General features: G+C 70.8%; 12 protein-coding genes. 8 read left to right on the top strand and 4 right to left on the bottom strand.

Features of this window, described 5'->3' with window-relative positions:
- Window positions 1-184 precede the first annotated feature (184 nt).
- The 4 genes from BLV24_RS17700 (at window position 185) to BLV24_RS17685 (ending at window position 3301) form a co-directional block, all read left to right on the top strand.
- The gene (locus tag BLV24_RS17700) at window positions 185-733 is read left to right on the top strand and encodes a Rha family transcriptional regulator (RefSeq protein WP_092684271.1); all 549 of its coding nucleotides are present in this window, start codon (window positions 185-187) and stop codon (window positions 731-733) included.
- A complete protein-coding gene (istA, locus tag BLV24_RS17695; protein ID WP_092684269.1) occupies window positions 628-2127 on the top strand; it encodes an IS21 family transposase in 1500 nt (499 codons plus the stop codon). Before BLV24_RS17700 ends, istA begins: the two co-directional genes overlap by 106 nt.
- On the top strand, window positions 2127-2855 hold the full coding sequence (gene istB, locus BLV24_RS17690; RefSeq protein WP_092684267.1) for an IS21-like element helper ATPase IstB: 729 nt from the start codon (window positions 2127-2129) through the stop codon (window positions 2853-2855). Before istA ends, istB begins: the two co-directional genes overlap by 1 nt.
- A gap of 209 nt (window positions 2856-3064) precedes the next feature.
- Window positions 3065-3301, top strand: a complete 237-nt coding sequence (locus BLV24_RS17685; RefSeq protein ID WP_092684265.1) for a hypothetical protein — start codon at window positions 3065-3067, stop codon at window positions 3299-3301.
- Window positions 3302-3452: 151 nt separating this feature from the next.
- Here the strand turns inward: BLV24_RS17685 and BLV24_RS17680 are convergent, their stop codons facing one another.
- The 3 genes from BLV24_RS17680 to BLV24_RS17670 are packed head-to-tail and all read right to left on the bottom strand — an operon-like array spanning window position 3453 to window position 7236.
- Complete coding sequence (locus BLV24_RS17680; RefSeq protein ID WP_092684262.1) at window positions 3453-4706, bottom strand: c-type cytochrome; 1254 nt, start codon at window positions 4704-4706, stop codon at window positions 3453-3455.
- Window positions 4703-6463 (bottom strand): GMC family oxidoreductase, encoded by a 1761-nt coding sequence (locus BLV24_RS17675; RefSeq protein ID WP_092684260.1) that lies wholly within the window; start codon window positions 6461-6463, stop codon window positions 4703-4705. Before BLV24_RS17675 ends, BLV24_RS17680 begins: the two co-directional genes overlap by 4 nt.
- Before the next feature lie 44 nt (window positions 6464-6507).
- Window positions 6508-7236: a gluconate 2-dehydrogenase subunit 3 family protein gene (locus tag BLV24_RS17670; protein ID WP_176954807.1), complete on the bottom strand. Its 729-nt coding sequence runs from the start codon at window positions 7234-7236 to the stop codon at window positions 6508-6510.
- Between the two features lie 296 nt (window positions 7237-7532).
- Here BLV24_RS17670 and BLV24_RS22915 point away from each other — a divergent pair, with 296 nt between their 5' ends.
- Together BLV24_RS22915 and BLV24_RS17665 are read left to right on the top strand one after the other, a co-directional pair.
- Window positions 7533-7658, top strand: coding sequence for a hypothetical protein (locus BLV24_RS22915; protein WP_281242938.1), 126 nt, complete (start codon window positions 7533-7535; stop codon window positions 7656-7658).
- A gap of 709 nt (window positions 7659-8367) precedes the next feature.
- Complete coding sequence (locus BLV24_RS17665; RefSeq protein ID WP_245710642.1) at window positions 8368-8847, top strand: sigma-70 family RNA polymerase sigma factor; 480 nt, start codon at window positions 8368-8370, stop codon at window positions 8845-8847.
- Window positions 8848-8981: 134 nt separating this feature from the next.
- Here BLV24_RS17665 and BLV24_RS17660 read toward each other — a convergent pair whose 3' ends face one another.
- A complete protein-coding gene (locus tag BLV24_RS17660) occupies window positions 8982-10025 on the bottom strand; it encodes an SDR family oxidoreductase (protein WP_092684254.1) in 1044 nt (347 codons plus the stop codon).
- A gap of 309 nt (window positions 10026-10334) precedes the next feature.
- On the opposite strand from BLV24_RS17660, the gene BLV24_RS17655 reads away from it, so the two are divergent.
- Both BLV24_RS17655 and coxB read left to right on the top strand, forming a co-directional pair.
- Window positions 10335-11594: a cytochrome P450 gene (locus tag BLV24_RS17655; RefSeq protein WP_176954806.1), complete on the top strand. Its 1260-nt coding sequence runs from the start codon at window positions 10335-10337 to the stop codon at window positions 11592-11594.
- A 685-nt stretch (window positions 11595-12279) separates the two neighbouring features.
- On the top strand, window positions 12280-13404 hold the full coding sequence (gene coxB, locus BLV24_RS17645) for a cytochrome c oxidase subunit II (protein ID WP_245710640.1): 1125 nt from the start codon (window positions 12280-12282) through the stop codon (window positions 13402-13404).
- Window positions 13405-13407 lie beyond the last annotated feature (3 nt).

The raw sequence follows: 13407 nt of genomic DNA, 5'->3' as shown, positions 1-13407 counted from the left end.
GAGACCCTGCTCTCCACCCGCTCGCCGCCGCGCGGCAGCGGATCGAGCCGATGGAGGAGATCGACTGGGCCAAGCGCCCCGCCCCCCCGCGGCGGTTCTCGCCGGAGAAGCTCAAGGCGCTGGAGGATCTGCGGAAACTCGCGGCCGAGGTCGGGCGCGATGGGGAAACGGGGAGGGATGGGCTGTGGCCGACGCGAACATGGGCCTCCCCGAGGTCATCGAGGTCGACGGCGTGGCGGTGGTGTCCAGCCTGGACGCGGCCGATCGGTTCGAGAAGCGGCACGCCGACGTGCTGCGGGCGGTCAAGGGGCTCGATTGCAGCCCCGAGTTCCGTGAACGCAAATTTGCGCCCACGAAAATTCGGGAGAGGGGCGGCGCAACCGAGCGCGACATGCCCGCCGTCAACATGATCCGCGACGGCTTCCCCTTCCTCGCGATGGGCTTCACCGGCGCTGAATCTGCCCGCTGGAAGGAGCGCTATATCGCGGCGTTTAGCGCGATGGAAGCCCGGGTGTGGATAGGCGTGGAAAAAGGCCCCCTTTTCGGGGCTGATCGGCTTCCAAAAGGGCCCCCTCCGAGACAGTGGTCCACAGTGCTTCCAGGTCTGATCTGGGAGCCGAGATTGGGATGCTGGTTGTGGAGACGGTCGCCAAGATCCGCCGGGCGTATTTCGTTCAGGGCAAGGGCATCAAAGAGATCTGCCGGGAGCTGCGGCTGTCTCGGAAGGTTGTGAGGAAGGCGCCGCGGTCGGACGAGACCGCGTTCAGCTATCAGCGCAGCGTGCAGCCACAACCGAAGCTCGGGCCATGGACGGACGAGCTCGACCGCCTTCTTGCTGCGAACGTGGGGCGGAGCGCCCGCGAGCGGGTCACGCTGACACGGATCTTCGAGGACCTGCGTGGGCTGGGCTACGAGGGCGGCTACGACGCCGTCCGGCGCTACGCCGCATCATGGCGCCGACGCGAGAGCGCGGTCACGGCAGCGGCTTTCGTGCCGCTGAGCTTCGATCCGGGCGAGGCGTATCAGTTCGACTGGAGCCACGAGATCGTGCTGATCGCCGGGGCGACGGTCACGATCAAGGTGGCGCACATGCGGCTCTGCCATAGCCGGATGCCGTTCGTGCGGGCCTATCCTCGCGAGACCCAGGAGATGGTGTTCGACGCGCACGACAAGGCGTTCGCGTTCTTCGGCGGCGCCTGCACCAGAGGCATCTACGACAACATGAAGACGGCGGTGGACGCGATCTTCGTCGGCAGGGAGCGCGCCTATAATCGCCGCTTCCAGCAGATGTGCGGCCATTATCTGGTCGAGCCGGTGGCTTGCACCCCGGCCTCCGGTTGGGAGAAGGGCCAGGTCGAGAACCAGGTCGGCACGGTACGGCAGAACTTCTTCGCGCCGCGGGTGCGGGTGAAGAGCCTGCAGGAGCTCAACGACTGGCTTGCCGACCGCTGCACCGAGTGGGCGAAGGCGCGGCCACATCCCGAGATCGCCGACAAGACGATCTGGGAGGTCTTCCAGGAGGAACAGGCCAACCTCGTACCGTATCGCGGTCCCTTCGACGGCTTCCACGCGATCCCGGCGGCGGTCTCCAAGACGTGCCTCGTGCGGTTCGACAACAACAAGTACTCGGTCGATGCGAGCGCCGTCGGCCGACCGGTGGAGATCCGCGCCTACGCCCAGCGCATCGAGCTCCGACAGGAGGGCCGCATCGTTGGCGAGCACGCCCGCGCCTTCGGCCGCGGCGGCACGGTCTACGACCCCTGGCATTACGTGCCGGTGTTGGCGCGCAAGCCCGGGGCCCTGCGCAACGGCGTTCCGTTCAAGGACTGGGAGCTGCCGGCCTCGATCCAGAGCATCCGGCGCAAGCTGAAGGCGGCGCCGGACGGCGACCGGCAGATGGTGCGAATCCTCAGCGCGGCGCTGACCGACGGGCTGCCCGCCGTGGAGGCCGCCTGCGCGGAAGCGTTGGAGCAGGGCGTGCACTCCGCCGACGTCATGCTGAACATCCTCGCCCGCAGCCGCGACACCGGCCCGCCGCCGACGATCGCCACGCCCGAGGCGCTGCGGCTGCGGCGCCCGCCCGTCGCTGACTGCGCCCGCTACGACAGCCTCAGGAGAGCCCGTTGATGGAACGATCAGACATCCTCGCCGCCATGGGCGAACTCAAACTCTACGGCATGCGCGGCGCCTACGACGGCGTCCTGACCACGGCGGTGAAGCGCCAGCACGAGCCGCAGCAGGTCGTCGGCGACTTGCCGAAGGCCGAGATCGACGAGAAGCAGGCGCGCTCCATCAAGTATCAGATGACGGTCGCCAAGCTGCCGCTGGCCAAGGACCTCGAGGACTTTGACTTCGACGCCGCGGACATCAACGAGACGCTGGTCCGCGATCTCGCCGCGGGGGGCTTCATCGAGCAGCAGCGCAATGTCGTGCTGGTTGGTGGGACCGGCACCGGCAAGACCCATGCCGCCATCTCGATTGCTCGCGCCTGCATCCGCCGCGGCGCCCGCGGCCGCTTCTTCAACGTCGTCGACCTCGTCAACCGGCTCGACGCCGAAGCCCGTGCCAGCCGGCAGGGCCGTATCGCCGACCACCTGTGCCGTCTGGACTTCGTTGTGCTCGACGAGCTCGGCTATCTCCCCTTCGCCCAGTCTGGCGGGCAGCTGCTCTTCCACCTCGTGAGCAGACTCTACGAGCGCACCTCAGTCATCGTGACCACGAACCTCGCCTTCGGCGAATGGCCCACCGTCTTCGGCGACGCCAAGATGACCACCGCCCTCCTCGACCGGCTCACCCACCATTGCGACATCGTCGAGACCGGCAACGAGAGCTGGCGCTTCAAGAACCGAGCCTGACCCAGGACGCAGATCCAAACACGCCCCCACCTGCCGGATCGACGCTCCGCCTACGGCTCCGCGTCGATCCGGCAGGTCAGCCGCCATGCTCATCAGAGGGGTCCTTTTTGCACGCCGATAGGGGGTCCTGATTGCGTGCCGTTTGACACCTGAAACGCTCAGCCGACCTCGAGCACGCGCTGACCATCCTCTTCACGCGCAATGGCGAGGTGCTCTACCTCGACAAGAGCGAGACCTTTTCCCGGACCGCGGCATGGAGGGGCGACGCGATCGGCCATCTGCTGCCGGCGTCAGGCGCCGACCGGCTGAGCTGCATGGAGGAGGCCCGCCCCGAGGACTGGCTCGCCGGCCGGTTCCGCGGCGCCGTCTTCGCCCAGACCCTGTTCCAGGAGGACGGCTACGCCATAACGCTCATGCTCGCAGAGCCGGAAGGCGGGGAGCGGTAGCCAGGGCGGGGGCTCCGAGCGAGCCCCTGGTCACGTCCGGAGCGGGGCGTGGCGAAGAGCAAGACGCGGACCTGCGCCTCCGCCCGCTTCAGGAAGTCGTGCTTCCCCCTCGGGGGCCGGCGAAGAGCGGGGCGGGCCCGCCCCCACCCGGTCAATGCGAGGCGGTTAGCTTGTCCCGCAGGTCCCCGACCTCCTCCGCCGCGACCGAGGCGGCGGAGTTGCCCCAGCTCTGGCGGACATAGGTCAGCACATCGGCGACCTCCTGGTCGGAGAGCTTCCAGTCGAAGGCCGGCATCGAGATCGGCGAGGGATAGCGGTCCGAAGGCTGGGAGCGCGCGCCCTCCAGCACGATGCGGATCAGCGTGGTCGGATCCGCGGAATTCGCCTTGGCCGAGCCGTCGAGCCGGCCGAACATCCCCTCCACGCCGCCGCCGTCGCGGCCATGGCAGGCCGAGCAGGCGTCCATGTAGATCGCCTCGCCGGCTTTCATCGCCGCGGGCTCGGCCGCCTCGACCGTGTCGCGCGCCGGGCCTTTGAGCGATTTCAGATAGGTGGCGATCGCCAGAAGGTCGTCCCGTGTCATCCGGGACGTGGAGTTGGTCACCACTTCGCCCATCCGGGTCAGCGCGGAGCTATGGCGATTGCGCCCCTCGCCAAGGAACGCTGCGATATCCTCCGCGGTCCAGTCCGACAGCAGGCCGCCCTCCCCGCCGCGGATTTCCGGCGCGAGCCAGTTCTCCAGCACGCCGCCGGTCAGGTGGGCGTCTGGCTTCACGGTCCCCAGCAGGGTCTCGGCGCTGGCTCCGGCGATGTTCTTGTCGCTGTGGCAGGCGCCGCAATGCCCCGGCCCCTCGACCAGATAGCGCCCGCGAAGCCATGCGTCGGAGCGGTCGGGGGCGGGAGGCAACGGCCCCTCTTCGAAATAAAGCGCGTTCCACGCGACCACCGTCTCGCGCACCGTCAGTGGGAAAGGCAGCGCGTTCTCGGGCTTCGGCCTGGTCTCGGTGGGCAGGGTGGAGAGATAGGCGTAGATCGCGTCCACGTCCTCGCGCGGCATGCGGGTGAACCACGGGTAGGGGAAGGCGGGGTAGAGCTGCGCGCCGTCCGGCCTTTCGCCCCTGCGCATGGCGCGCCAGAAGTCGTCGCGGCTCCAGCGCCCGATGCCGGTCTCGTCGTCGAAGGTGATGTTGGGCGTGAAGATCGTGCCGAAGGGCGTCTCCATCGCCCGGCCGCCGGCCAAGGGGGCGCCGCCGTGTTCGGCGTCGGTATGGCAGCTGATGCAGTTGCCGACGGTGGCGAGGTAGCGGCCACGCTCGACCTCTCCGAACTGGGTTTGGTCGGCGACGGCGACGGCCGGGGCGGCGGCGAGCGCGGCGAGGGCGAGCAGCGGGGGCCTGCGTCTCATGCCTGCACCATCGGGCCGGGGTTGCGCAGATAGTCGGCGACGATGTGTCGGGCGGACCAGTAGGTCAGCGCGCCGACCGTGTCGGTGGGATTGTAGCCGGCGTTCTGCGGGAAGGCGCCTGCCCCCATCAGGAACAGGTTCGAGACATCCCAGCTTTGCAGATAGCGGTTGACGACGCTGTCGCCGGGCGAGGCGCCCATGATCGTGCCGCCGGTGTTGTGGGTGGTCTGGTAGGGCATCGAGTCGTAGGGCGCGTCGCGCTTGTTGCGGTTCACGGTCTTGCCGCCCATGCCCTCGGCGATCCGCATGGCCTTGTCGGTGACGTAGCTCGACATCGCCAGGTCCTGGGGGGTGAAATCGTAAGTCATGCGCAGGATCGGCCGGCCGAGATGGTCCTTGTAGGTCGGATCCAGGTCAAGGCGGTTGCTCCGCCAGGCCATCGATCCGCCATGCACGCCCACGGAGGTCTTCTTGAGGAAGTTCTCCTTCACCGCCGCCTTGAACGCGGCGCCCCATTTCGGCGTGCCTTCGGGCGTGGGGTGGGATTCGATCGGCCGGGCGTTGGTGGTGGTGCAGGAGATGTAGCCGCCGTGGATAAAGCCCAGCCCCGAATGGTCGAAATTGTCGCCGTTGTAGTCGTCGACCACCATGCCCAGCGCGCCGGCCCCGACGAAGCCGTTGACGTGCTCGTCCTCATAGAACACGTCCGCCCCCGACATCACCTGATAGCAGTAGTTGCGCCCCAGCTGCCCGCGGCCGGTGGCGGGGTCGTAGGGCTCGCCGATGCCCGAGAGCAGCATCAGGCGCACGTTCTCCAGCGGGTAGGCGCACAGGAACACCATCTCGGCGGGCTGGAAGAATTCCTCGCCCAGCGCGTCGATGAAGGTGACGCCGGTGGCCCGACCGCCGTCGCGCGACCGCTCGACGCGCAGCACCTCGGCCTCGGTGCGCAGGCGGAAGTTGGGCTTGCGCATCAGCACCGGCAGGATCGTGGTCTGCGCCGAGGCCTTGGAGTAGTTGCCGCAGCCGTATTTCTCGCAAAACCCGCAATAGGTGCAGGGCGCGAGCTGGCAGCCCAGCGGGTTTGTGTAGGCCCGGCTCATATTGGCCGAGGGCACGGGGAAGGGGTTCAGGCCCAGCCCCTCGGCCGCTTCGCGGAAGCGGTGCTGGGCGAAGGTCATATGCATGGGCGGGTTGGGGTAGTCGTCGCTGCGGGGGCCCTCGAACGGGTTGCCGCCGGGGCGGATCTCCCCGTTGACGTTGCCGGCCACGCCGCCGACGCCGCACAGCTTCTCGAAGCGGTCGTAGTGCGGTTCCAGCTCGTCGTAGGAGACGGGCCAGTCCTGGACGGTCATGTCCTCCGGCAGCGGACCGTAGCGTTCCTCGTTGTGGGAGCGGGTGCGGAAATCGGAGGGCAGGAAGCGGTAGGTGATGCCGTTCCAGTGAACGCCCGAGCCGCCGACCCCCGTGCCCGGCAGGAAGCTGCCCCAGCGGCGCATGGGCCGCGCGGTCTGGCCCTCCTTGTTGCGCAGGGTGACGGTGGCGCGGTTCTCGGCCTGGAACCCCTCGTGCCGCCAGTAATAGCGCAGCTCGTCCTGGGCATGGGTGGTGGGGAAGTCGGTGGGCGTGTCGCGCCAGCCTCCGCGCTCCAGCGCCAGCACGTCGAGGCCGGCGTCGGTCAGCTCCTGGGCCATGATCGCGCCAGTCCAGCCGAACCCGACCATGACGGCGTCGACGGGGGGCAGTCGGGTGACCATCGGCGGCCTCCTTTCATCCTTTGCGGGCGATCGCTCGCCGGCCGTCACCTGCGGGGGGCGGGTGTCCCGGCCCGGCGCCAGGCGGGACGGCCGGCGATGCCGACCGGGGGCAGGTCGAGCCTGCGGCCGCCATGGTCGAGCCACGGGCGGTAGTCGTAGCGGGCGCCGGGAAAGCCGACGAGCCGCCAGCCGACCATGTCGGCGTTGCCCCCGTAGATCGGGTCGCAGAAGAACCCCTCGATGGTGTTCTCGCGCATCATGTCGAAAAAGGACTTGGCGGGCACGTGGTCGAAGGTCAGCGTCTCTTCGTCCATCGCGGTCAGGACCTGGTCCTGCTCGTCCTCGGCGAGATCCGCGAAGCCGCGGCCGTCGAAGGCCGTCGCGCAATGTCCCTCCACCGCCGCGATGGCGGCGCGGTAAAGCGCGGCGGGCGTGAAGTCGGCCTGGTAGCCCTGCGTCGGCAGCCCTTCGGAGAAGGGGCCCTGCATGTACCAAAGCTCCCCCCGTCCCCAGGGCGAGGCGAGCTGTCGGTCGATGAACACGGCCGCCCCCGCCTCCCGCGCGCCGGGGTCGTTCTCGTCGCCGGGCAGGATGCGCGCGCACATCGCGTCCACCACGGCGAATTCGGCATCGGTGAGGAAATGCGCCTCGCGGGTCCCGTGGAAGGGCGCGTCGTCGGCGGATGGGCTCCAGGGCACGCCGCCGCGATGGGTCTCGGCGGAGGCGCGTCCCGCCCAGGCGGTGGCGGCGGCCGCGGCGGCCAGCGTGATCACGCTCCGGCGGCTGGGCCGCAGCCCGGGCCGGGGATCGCCTCCCCTGCGGGTGTCGTGGGATCGGCAAGTCATGGGACGCAGCAAACGCCGGCCTTTCGGCGCCAATGAGACGAGAAGGCGCCATTGCTGACGCATTCGGCTGAGCGAACGTGTATCGTCAGGCGCCCCCCCGCCGGATCGGCCCCCCCACCCCTTGTTCCGCCAGCCGCAACCCCTGTCCGGCCGCGCGGCCGCAGGAGAACGCGGACCTGCTTCGCGACGGTATCTCGCCGGGGATCCCGTCCCCGCGGATAACGATGGAGCGCCTGAATCGCGCCATCGAGCAGGTCCGTTTCCCCGAAAGCCGCATCGGCGCGGCGATCGTCGTCGACCCCGTGCGCCGGCGCATCACCTCGCGCGCCTCGCGCTGTCGGCGGACCTGAACGGCGGCGATCCGATCTGTGGCGCAGGCGACATGTTCTCGCCGCCGGAAGAACATATTATGAAAATCTCATAAGAGTCGGGCGGCAATTTCTCAATAGAAAACTTTCCTGCAATATTGCTCGGCGACTTGATTAAAATTGGCGTGATCTAACTTGATCGAAACAGCCGATGCCGGAGATCCGACATGAGCCATGACAGAGATGACCGTATCAGACCGCGCGCGCATGCTCTGCGGCGACAGGACGGGCGCTCCGGTCTACGGGGCGCGCAGCGCCCGCGATTGTCCGGTCCGGCGCTTGCCGAGCCCGGGCCGGCCGCCGCGCCGCCGAGGGTCCTGAGGCCGGCCTCGTCCGATCCGGACGGACGCGGCGGCTCGCCGGCGCCGAGCCCGACAAGGCGCGGCTGGCTCGCCGGCGCGCTCTTCCCCGTCGGGCCTCCGACCCGGGCCCTGCCGGGAGCGAACCTTCCCTCAAGCTGAGCCGACGGCCGCCCTCCCGCGGCCGCCCCCCGTTGACCGGAGACCGGCGGCGGCGCGGCGCCCCTCGCCTCGTGCTGACCCTCGCTCTCCCGCGAACAGGTTCCGAAACGATGCTCGACGATACCTTCCCCCCGTCTTCGATCCCCCCGTCTTCGATCGCCCCGACCCGGATCCCCCGCGCCCCGATTTCTTCGATCCGCTCCACCCCGCCGCCCCCGGCGCCGGCCCGCGTGTCCACCGCGGAAATCCTTGATCAGACCCCCGCGCTGCGGGCCTATGCGGGCTCGCTCGCCCGGCGCCGGGTCGATGCGGACGACCTGTTGCAGGAGACATTGCTGAAGGCGCTGTCCCGGCGCCGCCAGTTTCACCCGGGCACCAACCTCCGCGCCTGGATGTTCACGATCATGCGCAATACCTTCCTCACCTCGGTGATGAAGGCCGCGCGGGAGCGGACCGGTGACGCCGACTGCGTTTCGCTGGATGTGGTCTCGCAGCCGACCCAGGAATGGACGCTGCAGGGGGGGGAGGCGATGGACGCGATCCTCGGCCTGCCGCCGCATTACCGGGCGGTCCTGCTGTTGGTGGTGGTGATGGGCGAGAGCTACGAGGACAGCGCCCGCATCTGCAACTGCAAGATCGGCACGGTGAAGAGCCGCGTCGCACGGGGCCGCGAGATGGTGGTCGAGAAGCTGGGCCCCGCGCTCCGCTGACGGGCCGCCCCGTCCCGCCCTCTCTCTCTCGCCTTTCGCAACGGAGCTGCGCCTTGCCCGCTCCGTTCGAAAGCGTCGTCCTCCGCTCGACGGCCGCGGCCGCCATATCATGACTGAACCTGCGGTCGGCGGCGTCACCCGCCGCCCGTGACCGGCAGGATGGTTCCGGTCACATAGCTCGACATCTGCGGCGAGGCGAGGAACAGGTAGGCCGGCGCCAGTTCCTCGGGCTGGGCCGGGCGGCCCATCGGGTTGTTCTCGCCGAAATGGGCCACGCCCTCGGCCGGGCGGTCGGCCGGGTTCAACGGCGTCCATACCGGCCCAGGCGCCACCGCGTTCACCCGGATGCCGCGCGGCAGCAGGCTCTGCGCCAGCGAGAGCGTGAAGGAATGGATCCCGCCTTTCGTGGTCGCGTAGTCGACCGCGCACCCCGAACCGCGCAGGCCGGCGACCGAGCCCGAATTGACGATCGCGCCCCCCTCGGGCAGGCGGCGCGTCGCCGCGCGGCTCATGTGAAAAAGGCCCGCCAGATTGGTGCGCAGCGTCTCGTCGACATGGTCGGGCGTCAGATCCTCGAATTCGGCGGAATGCAGCTGGAAGGCGGCGTTGTTAACCAGCACGTCGAGCCCGCCGTGAGCCTGCGCGGTGCGCGCGACCGCGTCCTCGCAAAAGGCCGGGTCGCCGATGTCGCCGGGGATCAGCAGGCAGCGGCGGCGCTCGGCCTCGACCAGGCGGCGGGTCTCCTCGGCGTCGTCGTGTTCGTCAAGATAGACCGCCGCGACATCGGCGCCTTCGCGCGCGAACAGAACCGCCACGGCCCGCCCGATCCCGGAATCGGCGCCGGTGATGAGCGTGGACATCCCCTGCAGCTTGCCGGAGCCGCGCCAGTAGGGCGCATCGCACATCGGTTGCGGGTCGAGCTCGGCCTCCGAGCCCGGCTTGGCCTGATGCTGGGCGGGCTGCGGGGCGACGGGATAGTCGCGCGCGCCGGTCTGCGGCGGACGGCGCAACCGAGCCCGGGCGCCGGGTTCGGAGCCGTCGCGCCCGGCGATCTCGTCCTGGATGCCGCGCTGGCGCGCGGCCGTCTCGCGGGGCTTCCCCCGGTGGACGTCGCGGCCCTGGCGCCCGCCCTCGCCCTCGCCTGCGCCCTTGCCTTCGGCTCTGCGGTGTTCGGTCATTCCGTTTCCTCCTGATGGCGGTGTTCCCCTGCGCAACCGCGCAGCGCCGCGGATGTTCCGGGCGATCGGCGGACCCTCCCGCCGGCGGGGGAGCGGCCGGGGCGGGAACATTCGCGCGTCTCGCGGGTTTCATGCGTCCCGAGCCCGCCGCATGAGGAGATGCCGCATGGCCGTGACCGCTGCAGATTTTCCGCCCGCCGCGCCCGGCCGCGGCCCCCGCGCGACCCGCCGTCCCCGCGGGCTCGACGAAGCCGGGGCCGCACGCCGCCGGCCCGCGAGGCGGGCGCCCGTCGCGCCGGGGGCGCCGCGATGACCTTTCCCCGAGATCCCGGCCGAGACCTCGTTCTCAGGCTCTTGCGCGACCCGTTCGGCCTGATCGCCGGCAAGGCGGCGAAGCTCGAGACCGACGCTTTCGAGGCGCGGCTCGCCGGCCGCACGGTTCTGTGCCTGCACGGGTCCGAGGCGGCGGCGTTCTTCTACGACGACGACCGTTTCACCCGCGTCGGCGCCATGCCCCGCAGCGTGTCGCGTCTGCTGCAGGACCGGCGCAGCGTGCAGAGCCTCGACGGCCCGGCGCACCGGCGGCGCAAGGCGCTGTTCCTCGACCTGCTGCTGCCCGAGGCGCGGGTCGCCGACCTGGCCGATCGCTTCGACGCGCTCTGGCGGGAGGCGGAGCCGGAATGGCGGCGGCGGGGGCGGATCGCCTTGCTGGAGGAGGTGACGCCGCTGCTGGCCGCGGCCGCTTGCGGCTGGACCGGAGCGCCGATATCGGCGCTGGGCGGGCGACGGCTCGCGCGCGATCTGGAGGCGATGGTGGCCAATGCGGGCCGGCTGGGGCCGCGCAACTGGCGCGCCCGCTGGCGTCGCGGACGGGTGGAGCGGCGCGCGGCGAAGCTGATCCGCCGGGTCCGTCGTGGCGACCTCGTGCTTTCGGCGGAGACGCCGCTGGCGCGCATCGCCTTCTTCGAGGACCCGGAGGACGGGGCGATGTCCGAAGCCGCGGCGGTGGACGAACTGCTCAACCTTCTCCGCCCGGTCGTCGCGGTGAATCGCTTCATCGCCCATGCCGCTCTGGCGCTGGCGCGCGAGCCCGCCTGGCGGACCCGCCTGCGCGACGACCCCGCGATGCTGGAGCCCTTCGTCGAGGAGGTCCGCCGCCTCGCCCCGTTTTTCCCGCTGATCGCCGGTCGCGCCGCGCGCAATCTGGTCTGGCGGGGAGAGACGGTGGCCGCCGGACGCTGGGCGCTTCTGGACCTGCATGGCACGAACCGCGATCCGGGCGCTTTTCCCGACCCCGAACGTTTCGACCCCGGCCGCGCCCCCTCCTGGCGCGATCAGGACCACCGCTTCGTCCCTCAGGGCGCCGGCGACGCGGCGCGGACCCATCGCTGTCCGGGCGAGGCGGCGACGGTGGCGCTGATGAAGGTCGCGACCGCCCGGCTCCGCGCCGCGGACTGGGAGGCGGCGCCCGGGTCGCTGGAGCTCTCGAACGACATGCCTCCGGTCCCGCGCGGCGGCTTCGAGATGCGCTTCGCGGGGGGAGGCCGCGGCCGGCCTCGCGCGCCTTGACCCGCGCGCCATGCGCCGCGCGTCGCGAGACGATCGGTGATGCGGCCGAAATCCGCCTGCCGGTCGTCCCTTGCCGGGGCGCGTCCCCCGCGTCCGGCCCTATCGAAGGATCCCCGCAATGTCCGTCACCTCCCCCGAAACCGATCGTCACGTCACCCGCCGCCGGGCGGAGTCCCATGGCGGCCGTCCCGTGAGGATCGACCGCGAGGGCCCCGGCGGCATCCTCCCCTTCGATGTCCGGAAGCCGACGCCCGGCCTGACCGGGTCCGAAATCGCCGCCTTGCGCGACCGGCTGCCGACGCTGGAACGCGGTTCGGGAGGAACGGCGGACGATGAAGGGACGCCCGTGACGGACGCCGCCCGCCCCGATGCCCTCGCGGCGACGCCGCCGGGGCTCGAAACCCGCGATCCGGGCGCGAGTCCTCTCGTGCCGCTTCCGCCACGCGCGCGCGACCTGGCCGGCCCGCGGCGCGACGGGTTTGCGGGATGGGACTGTCTCGCCTCCCGGATCCGCTTTTCTGGCCCCGCGAGCTTTCTGGCCCCGCGAACTTTCTGGCCGGCGCGGCGCCCGACGAGGGCGGGTTCGAATTCGCGTCCCGTTCACGGACCCGCGGAAATCCCGGGCTGAACATGGATTTCCGCGCCTTGCGCATGGCCCTCCCGGTCCGCGGGAGCGGCCGCAGGAGTGGCAGGCCGCCGGCCCGGCCCTAGGTCGAAGAAGGCGGAGATCGAGATCGCTCGCGGACAGGAGACCCGGCGCGCCGGCGGAAGACCAAGGAGAGAGCCCATCGACGGAGACCGCAAGCTCGACCGCCTCGCGCCGATCGCCTTGATCCTGCCGGCGGCGGGTCTCGTCGCTTCCTGCGACGGGCCGCAGTCGGCGCTCGTCCCGCGGGCGCGGCAGGCGGTCGAAGTGGCGGCGTTGTTCGAGTGGATGGCGTGGGGCGCCGTCGCGATCTGGGCGGCGGTGATGCTGGCCGCGATCCTGGCGGTGCTGCGCCCGGCGATGCGGGGCGGGAGCCGCCGCGCGGACCGGCTGATCATTTTCGGCGGCGTGGTGTTCCCGACCGTTGTGCTGGCGGTGCTGCTGGCCGCGGGCCTGCGGCTGCTGCCGGACTGGGGCGACTCGCCCGCGCGGCTGCGGGTCGAGGTCGGGGGCGAGCAGTTCTGGTGGCGCGTCGCCTATGCGCGCGACGACCTCGCGGTCCCGGTGCGCACGGCCAACGAGATCCACCTGCCGGCGGGGGAGCCGGTGGAGTTCGTGCTCAGCGCCCGCGACGTGATCCATTCGTTCTGGATCCCCTCGCTGGCGGGCAAGATGGACATGATCCCCGGCCGCGTGAACCGCCTTCTGGTCGAGGACCCGCAGCCCGGCGTCTATAGGGGCGTCTGCGCCGAGTTCTGCGGGACCGGCCATGCGCTCATGGCCTTCACCGTCGTCGTCCATCCGCCGGAGTCGTTCGAGGCCTGGCTGGCGGCGGAGGCTCGTCCCGCGGCGCCCGAAGCCCTGCGGGAGGGTCCCCCGGACGCCGCGGCGGAGGGGCGGCGGCTGTTCCTCGACCACGGCTGCGGCGCCTGCCACCCGGTCCGCGGCCTGGTCGAGGCCGGCGATGTGGGTCCGGATCTGACCCATTTCGCGGCCCGCGCCACCCTGGGCGCCGGGCTGGCGCCGATCTCGCGGGAGACGGTGGCGGACTGGCTGCGCGACCCTCAGGCGCTGAAGCCCGGGGCGCGGATGCCGGGCTACGGGGCGCTGATGTCGGAAGCCGAGCTGGAGACGCTCGCCGACTGGCTTCTTGAATTGAGGTGACGC

It is taken from the genome of Albimonas donghaensis (assembly GCF_900106695.1).
Taxonomy (GTDB): Bacteria; Pseudomonadota; Alphaproteobacteria; order Rhodobacterales; family Rhodobacteraceae; genus Albimonas; species Albimonas donghaensis.
Note: the sequence above shows the minus strand (reverse complement) of the source record. Positions and strands in the feature narration are given on the sequence as shown.